This window comes from Mesorhizobium sp. M7A.F.Ca.CA.004.04.2.1 (assembly GCF_004022825.1).
Classification (GTDB): domain Bacteria; phylum Pseudomonadota; class Alphaproteobacteria; order Rhizobiales; family Rhizobiaceae; genus Mesorhizobium.
The window spans coordinates 1-5,609 of the sequence record NZ_RZPH01000331.1; the positions used below are offsets into that span (position 1 = coordinate 1).

At 64.4% G+C, this 5,609-nt stretch carries 6 protein-coding genes; 4 read left to right on the forward strand and 2 right to left on the reverse strand.

Features of this window, described 5'->3' with window-relative positions:
* Window positions 1-1,030 (forward strand): helix-turn-helix transcriptional regulator (locus EN893_RS16235; RefSeq protein ID WP_164900914.1); only part of this gene is annotated, 1,030 nt, incomplete at its 5' end.
* A 76-nt stretch (window positions 1,031-1,106) separates the two neighbouring features.
* Here EN893_RS16235 and EN893_RS16240 read toward each other — a convergent pair.
* Window positions 1,107-2,054, reverse strand: coding sequence for a trypsin-like peptidase domain-containing protein (locus tag EN893_RS16240; protein WP_127270143.1), 948 nt, complete (start codon window positions 2,052-2,054; stop codon window positions 1,107-1,109).
* A 169-nt stretch (window positions 2,055-2,223) separates the two neighbouring features.
* Here EN893_RS16240 and EN893_RS16245 point away from each other — a divergent pair, with 169 nt between their 5' ends.
* The 3 genes from EN893_RS16245 to EN893_RS16255 all read left to right on the forward strand — a co-directional run bounded on the left by EN893_RS16245 (window position 2,224) and on the right by EN893_RS16255 (window position 4,717).
* On the forward strand, window positions 2,224-3,096 hold the full coding sequence (locus tag EN893_RS16245) for a S1C family serine protease (protein WP_127271164.1): 873 nt from the start codon (window positions 2,224-2,226) through the stop codon (window positions 3,094-3,096).
* Window positions 3,097-3,104: 8 nt separating this feature from the next.
* Window positions 3,105-3,740: a helix-turn-helix transcriptional regulator gene (locus tag EN893_RS16250; protein WP_127269032.1), complete on the forward strand. Its 636-nt coding sequence runs from the start codon at window positions 3,105-3,107 to the stop codon at window positions 3,738-3,740.
* Between the two features lie 110 nt (window positions 3,741-3,850).
* Window positions 3,851-4,717, forward strand: coding sequence for an NAD(P)-dependent oxidoreductase (locus tag EN893_RS16255; RefSeq protein WP_127269031.1), 867 nt, complete (start codon window positions 3,851-3,853; stop codon window positions 4,715-4,717).
* Window positions 4,718-4,839: 122 nt separating this feature from the next.
* Here the strand turns inward: EN893_RS16255 and EN893_RS16260 are convergent, their stop codons facing one another.
* Window positions 4,840-5,355: a TIGR00645 family protein gene (locus EN893_RS16260; RefSeq protein ID WP_127269030.1), complete on the reverse strand. Its 516-nt coding sequence runs from the start codon at window positions 5,353-5,355 to the stop codon at window positions 4,840-4,842.
* Window positions 5,356-5,609: the final 254 nt, after the last annotated feature.

The window sequence follows — 5,609 nt, forward strand, 5'->3', positions numbered from 1 at the left end:
GTTGAGCGAACTGTCGAACTCGGCCGGAGGCGGTATGGGTTTATTCGATGATCGGCTGGACCCGATGCTCATCGCGTCGGACCTGGTCCGGCCGATACTGGAGGGCATCTCTGCGGAAGGCGGGTTCAAGAGCAGCAGTGTCTCCCAACTCCTGCTGACGCTGCCCCCACCCTCGGAATTCGTCTACGACGCGGATTACTTCCCCAAGGAGGCGCTCGAGAACAATCGGACGCGGCTCGACCGGACGCTGCCATTGGGAATCGGTGGCGAAGTCGGTACGTTCATATCCCTGCCTACAGGCGAAGTTCTGTTGTTTACGATGGAGCGTTGGCTGACCAATGATCGGCCATCCCGAGACGAATTGGACCAGCTCAACCGCATGAGGCCACATTTGGCGCGCGCCGGCCTGATTGGTGCGCGCCTGCGGCTGGAACGAGCGCGCGCTACGACTACGGCGCTTGCGGCGATCGGCCTGCCGGCCGCGGTGATGACGAGCAGGGGACGCGTTCTGGCGACCAATCAACTGCTTGACGCTCTGCCCCTTGTGTTCGTGCCGACGGCCCGTGATGGGCTCGCCCTTGCCGATGCCAAGGCAAACAAGTTGTTTCAGCAGGCGATTGCAAGCGGGACTGGTGACGCTGCGTCGGGTCGCTCCGTGCCCATAGCGCCAAGCGAGAATAGCGAGGCCATGATCGTTCACCTCATCCCTCTTCGCCGTCTGGCGCACGAACTTCTCTCAGGCGCCGACATACTGATCGCAGCCACGGCTCTCAACCCGACGAATCTGGTGCCTTCGCCGACCATCCTGACGGGCCTTTTCGACCTCTCGCCGGCCGAGGCGCGATTGGCGGCGGCATTGGCATCGAGGGATAGCCTTGGTGTGGCGGCGACAAGCGCCAACATCACCTATCGCACGGCCAGCACGTATCTTGGTCGTATCTTCGACAAGACAGGCACGCATCATCAGGCGCAACTCGTAGCTCTCCTGAAGGGAGCCTATGTCGCCGTTGCTCCCTCGAAGGGGGAGTGAGCAACGGCGGCCTTAAAGTCTTTGTGTTGATACATGTCGTTGTCCCAGAACCGCGGCACACTTCTGGGTGACTGCACTAGCTTCGCGCAACCGGCATCACCGTCACCTGGCTGACGCCGGTGCGGCGCACCACGGTGCATTGTGTCTCGCGGCCGATGCGCTCGGCGTCGAGCACGCGCACCAGGTCGTCGACGCCGGTGACCGGGCGGCCGTCTATTGCGGCGATGATGTCGCCCTCCTTCAAGCCGGCCTTGGCCGCCGGGCCATCCTTCTCGACGCTGCGCAGCCGCACCGCTGTATTCGTCGACACTTGCGACAGGAGCGCGGCGCGTCGCGGCAGATTGACGGTGTCGGCCGAGACGCCGATGAAGGCGCGGCGCACGCGGCCGAAGCGGATGATCTCCGAAATGACGAAATTGGCGGTGTTGGAGGCAACCGCGAAGGCGATGCCTTGCGCGCCATGGATCATGGCGGTGTTTACGCCGATGACCTCGCCGGCCGACGATACCAGCGGTCCGCCGGAATTGCCGGGATTGAGCGCTGCGTCGGTCTGGATGACGTCGTCGATCAGCCGGCCGGTGGAGGCGCGCATCGAGCGGCCGAGCGCGGAGACGACGCCGGAGGTGACGGTCCATTCGAAACCGAGCGGGTTGCCGATTGCAATGGCGATCTGGCCGCGCCGCAGCCGCTTGGAATCGCCCAGCGGTGCGACGTCGGCAAAGCTGCCGTCGGCGCGCACCAGCGCGATGTCGGTGTCGGGATCGCGGCCAAGAACACGCCCTTCTCTCGAAGCGCCGTCCGGCATCGAAACGCGCACCGTCCTGGCATCACCGACGACATGGAAGTTGGTGACCACCAGCCCGTCCGGCGCAATGACGAAGCCGGAGCCATGGCCGCCCTGACCGCCAACGCGCTCGATGCGGCAGACGGCCGGACCGATGCGGTCGACCGCGTCGGCAACCGTCGTCGAATAGGCGTCGAGCAACGTGTCATCGGTTTGGAATTTGGCGACGGCGACGGCCATGGGAGGGCTCCGTGTGTTCAGGCTTGATCGTGACTATATGTGCGGAGCGGCTGGAACCGCAGCGACCTGACCAGATGGCCAGTCAAACCGGCAACTAGCCGTCAGGCGAGTACCCGCGGACGCGCTGTCGAGCGATATCTGGGGCATGGATGAACCCAGGAGACCATTAATGAGCGATTTCAATCTGAGCGCGTTTTCGCAAGCCGTCGCCGATCTCGCCGCCAAGGCCGCGCCGGCAACGGCTGGCTTCGCTACGCATCATCACCGCACGGCAAGCGCCTTCCACTGGCGTGACGGCTATTTCGTCACCGCTGAAGAGGCTGTCGAGGCCGGCGAGGAGATCGATCTGGTGTTGGCCTCGGGGGAAACGGTGAAGGCCGAGCTGGTTGGCCGCGACCCTTCGACCGGTGTTGCCCTGCTGAAGCCGGCGGAGGCCGTCAGCGCCGCGCCGCTGGCCAAGGCCGATGCGGTGCGGCCGGGCAACATCGCCATTGCCATCGGCAGCAGCGACGGTTCGGCTTTGGCTGTTTCGGGCTCGGTGGGCGAAGTCGGCCCGGCCTGGCGCTCGATGCGCGGCGGCACCATCGACCGGCGCATCAATCTTGCCGTCGGCGCCGGCGGCCGTTTCGAGGGCGGCCCGGTTCTCGACGCCAAGGGTGCGCTGATCGGCATGCTGTTGTTCGGACCGCGTCACCGGGCGCTGGTCATGCCTTACGAGACGATCGAGCGGGCGGTCGCGACCTTGCGCGAAAAGGGCCATGTCGCGCGCGGCTATCTCGGCGCCGGCCTGCACCCGGTACGAGACCGCGACGCGCAGGGCGCAATGGTGATGAGCCTCGATGACGAGGGTCCCGCCAAGGCCGCCGGTCTCTCTCTTGGCGATATCATCGTGGCGTGGAACGGTGAGGCGGTGCACGGCCCGCGGGACCTGATCCGCAGGCTCGGACCCGACAGTGCCGGCGCTTCGGTGACGCTCGGTGTCGTGCGCGGCGGCGAACAGCGCGATGTCGTGCTGACAATCGGCGAAAAGCCGCTGAGCTGAGGGCATCCATGGACACGCTCACCAGCGACAGGATCATGCATGACGGTGCCGTCTCGCGGCGGCTGGTGGTGCTGATTGCGCTTGGCGATGCGTCACGCGCCGAGCGCCTGGCGGCCTCGCTGGCCGCGAGCGATGACCTGCTGCCGGTCGTGGCCGGCGGTGGAAGAGCCGACGTCGCCATCGTTGACGACAGCATTGGTGATGGCGTGCCGGCCCTCATTCCACGGGTGCTGCTGACCGGACGCGCTGGCGGCGAGCGGCCCGCCGGTGAGGTGCTGGCCGTGATGTCCGCTGGCGCGGAGGATTTGTTGATCGCCGCGGCGGCGCGGCTGGCCGCGGCCGGCTATCGCGTCTCGGGCGAGCGCGGAAGCGGACGCCATGAGGATTTCCGTGCCGGCGATGGCGAGCCGTTCGAGGAGGAGGCCTCCGACGAGCATGCCGCCCGGCCTTCGCTGTCGCCGCGTGAGGCGGAAGTGTTGGCGCTGCTGGCCGAGGGCGCCCCAAACAAGGTGATTGCGCGGCGGCTGAACATTTCGGTGCACACCGCGAAGTTCCACGTCGCCGCAATCCTGATCAAGCTCGGTGCGGCCAACCGCACCGATGCGATTGCCATTGCGATGCGCCAAGGGTTGGTGCTGGTTTAGTCATAAACCCTACGCTGCGTAACGCGGTGTCCAGCGTGTCGGGTCTTGCGCTGCGGTCGCCCGCCGCGCAAAGGTTTGCGCCTGTTGTGTTGCAAGGGAGGCGCAAGGAAATGTCGCTCAAGGGAAAGACGCTGTTCATCTCCGGTGGGTCGCGCGGCATCGGGCTGGCGATCGCGCTGCGCGCGGCGCGCGACGGCGCCAATGTGACGATCGCGGCCAAGACCGCCGAACCGCATCCGAAGCTGCCGGGCACGATTTATAGCGCTGCCGAAGAGATCGAGCAGGCTGGCGGCAAGGCGCTGCCTGTTTTGTGCGACATCCGCGAGGAGGCGCAGGTGGCCGAGGCGGTCGCCAGGACCGTGGAAAAATTCGGCGGCATCGACATCTGCGTCAACAATGCCAGCGCCATCCAACTCACCGGCACGCTGGAGACCGACATGAAGCGCTACGATCTGATGCATCAGATCAACACGCGCGGTACCTTCCTGGTCTCGAAAATGTGCATTCCTCACCTGAAGTTGGCGCAAAATGCTCACATCCTGAATCTGGCGCCGCCGCTCGACATGAAGGCCAAGTGGTTCAGGAATCACGTCGCCTACACGATGGCCAAGTTCGGCATGTCGATGTGCACGCTGGGCATGAGTGCGGAGTTCGCCAAGGACGGCATCGCTGTCAATTCACTGTGGCCGATCTCGACCATCGACACGGCGGCGGTGCGCAATCTGCTCGGCGGCGCGACGGTGGCGGCGATGAGCCGTTTGCCCGACATCATGGCCGACGCCGCGCATGCCATCTTCATGCGGCCGGCGCGCGAGACAACAGGTAATTTCTACATCGACGAGGAGGTGCTGCGCGCCGAGGGCGTCAGCGACTTTTCAGCCTATGCGCCAGGTGCGACCGGGCCTCTGGCCGGAGATTTCTTTGTCCCTGACGAGGTGTTTGCCCGCACGGACAGCAAGATCAAGAGCATCTACTAGATCCGCGTCATTGTGAGCGTCGAGCTAAGCCATCCGCCGTGGCTGAGCCACGGCAAAGCCTTGCTCACAAAGCGATAGGGCGCCAACCTGCCGGAGTGATTCAAGGTCCGGCAGGCGCTTGCTTACGCCTCATCCTTCTTGCCTTTGCCGAGGCCCATCAGCCGGTCGATATAGGCGAGCATGAGGGCCGAGACGACGAAGGCGAGATGGATGATGGTCAGCCACATCAGCTGGTCGGTCGTGTAGGTCGACGAGTTCAAAAACACCTGCAAAAGGTGGATGGACGAGATGGCGACGATGGTCGAGGCAACCTTGACCTTCAGCGAGCCGACATCGATGGTGCCCAGCCAGTGCACGCCACCCTCCTGGTCGTCGAAGCGGCTGACGAAGTTCTCGTAGCCCGAGATGATGACCATCACCACCAGCGAGGCAACCAGTGCGGCATCGATCAGGCCGAGCATCTTGAGGATGGTGTCGGTGTCACCGAGCGTGAACGCCAGGGTAATGAACTCATAAAGCTTCTTGCCGAATGACAGCGCATAGACGGCCAATGCCAGGGCCAGGCCGATATAGAAAACGACGAGCAACCAGCGTGAAGCGAGAATGATCGATTCGATGGCGAGTTCGAGACGCTTCATGGGATGATTCCGGCTGGTTATCTCTCAGACAATGGTCGTATTCGGCCACGCCGCCACCGTTTGCAAGACAAAAAACCCCGCCGAACAAGGTCCGGCGGGGTTCAATGCGTCCCGCTGGAGTCGGGACGGGGCAGGGAACGCCCAGCACCGAATCTGGGGTGGCTGGGCTCGCGATTCAATGAGCCGTGTCTAATGCCCGTACAATTCTTGTTGAACCCGTCACATCCACCCATCCCCGGCGGTGCCGGGGTTGG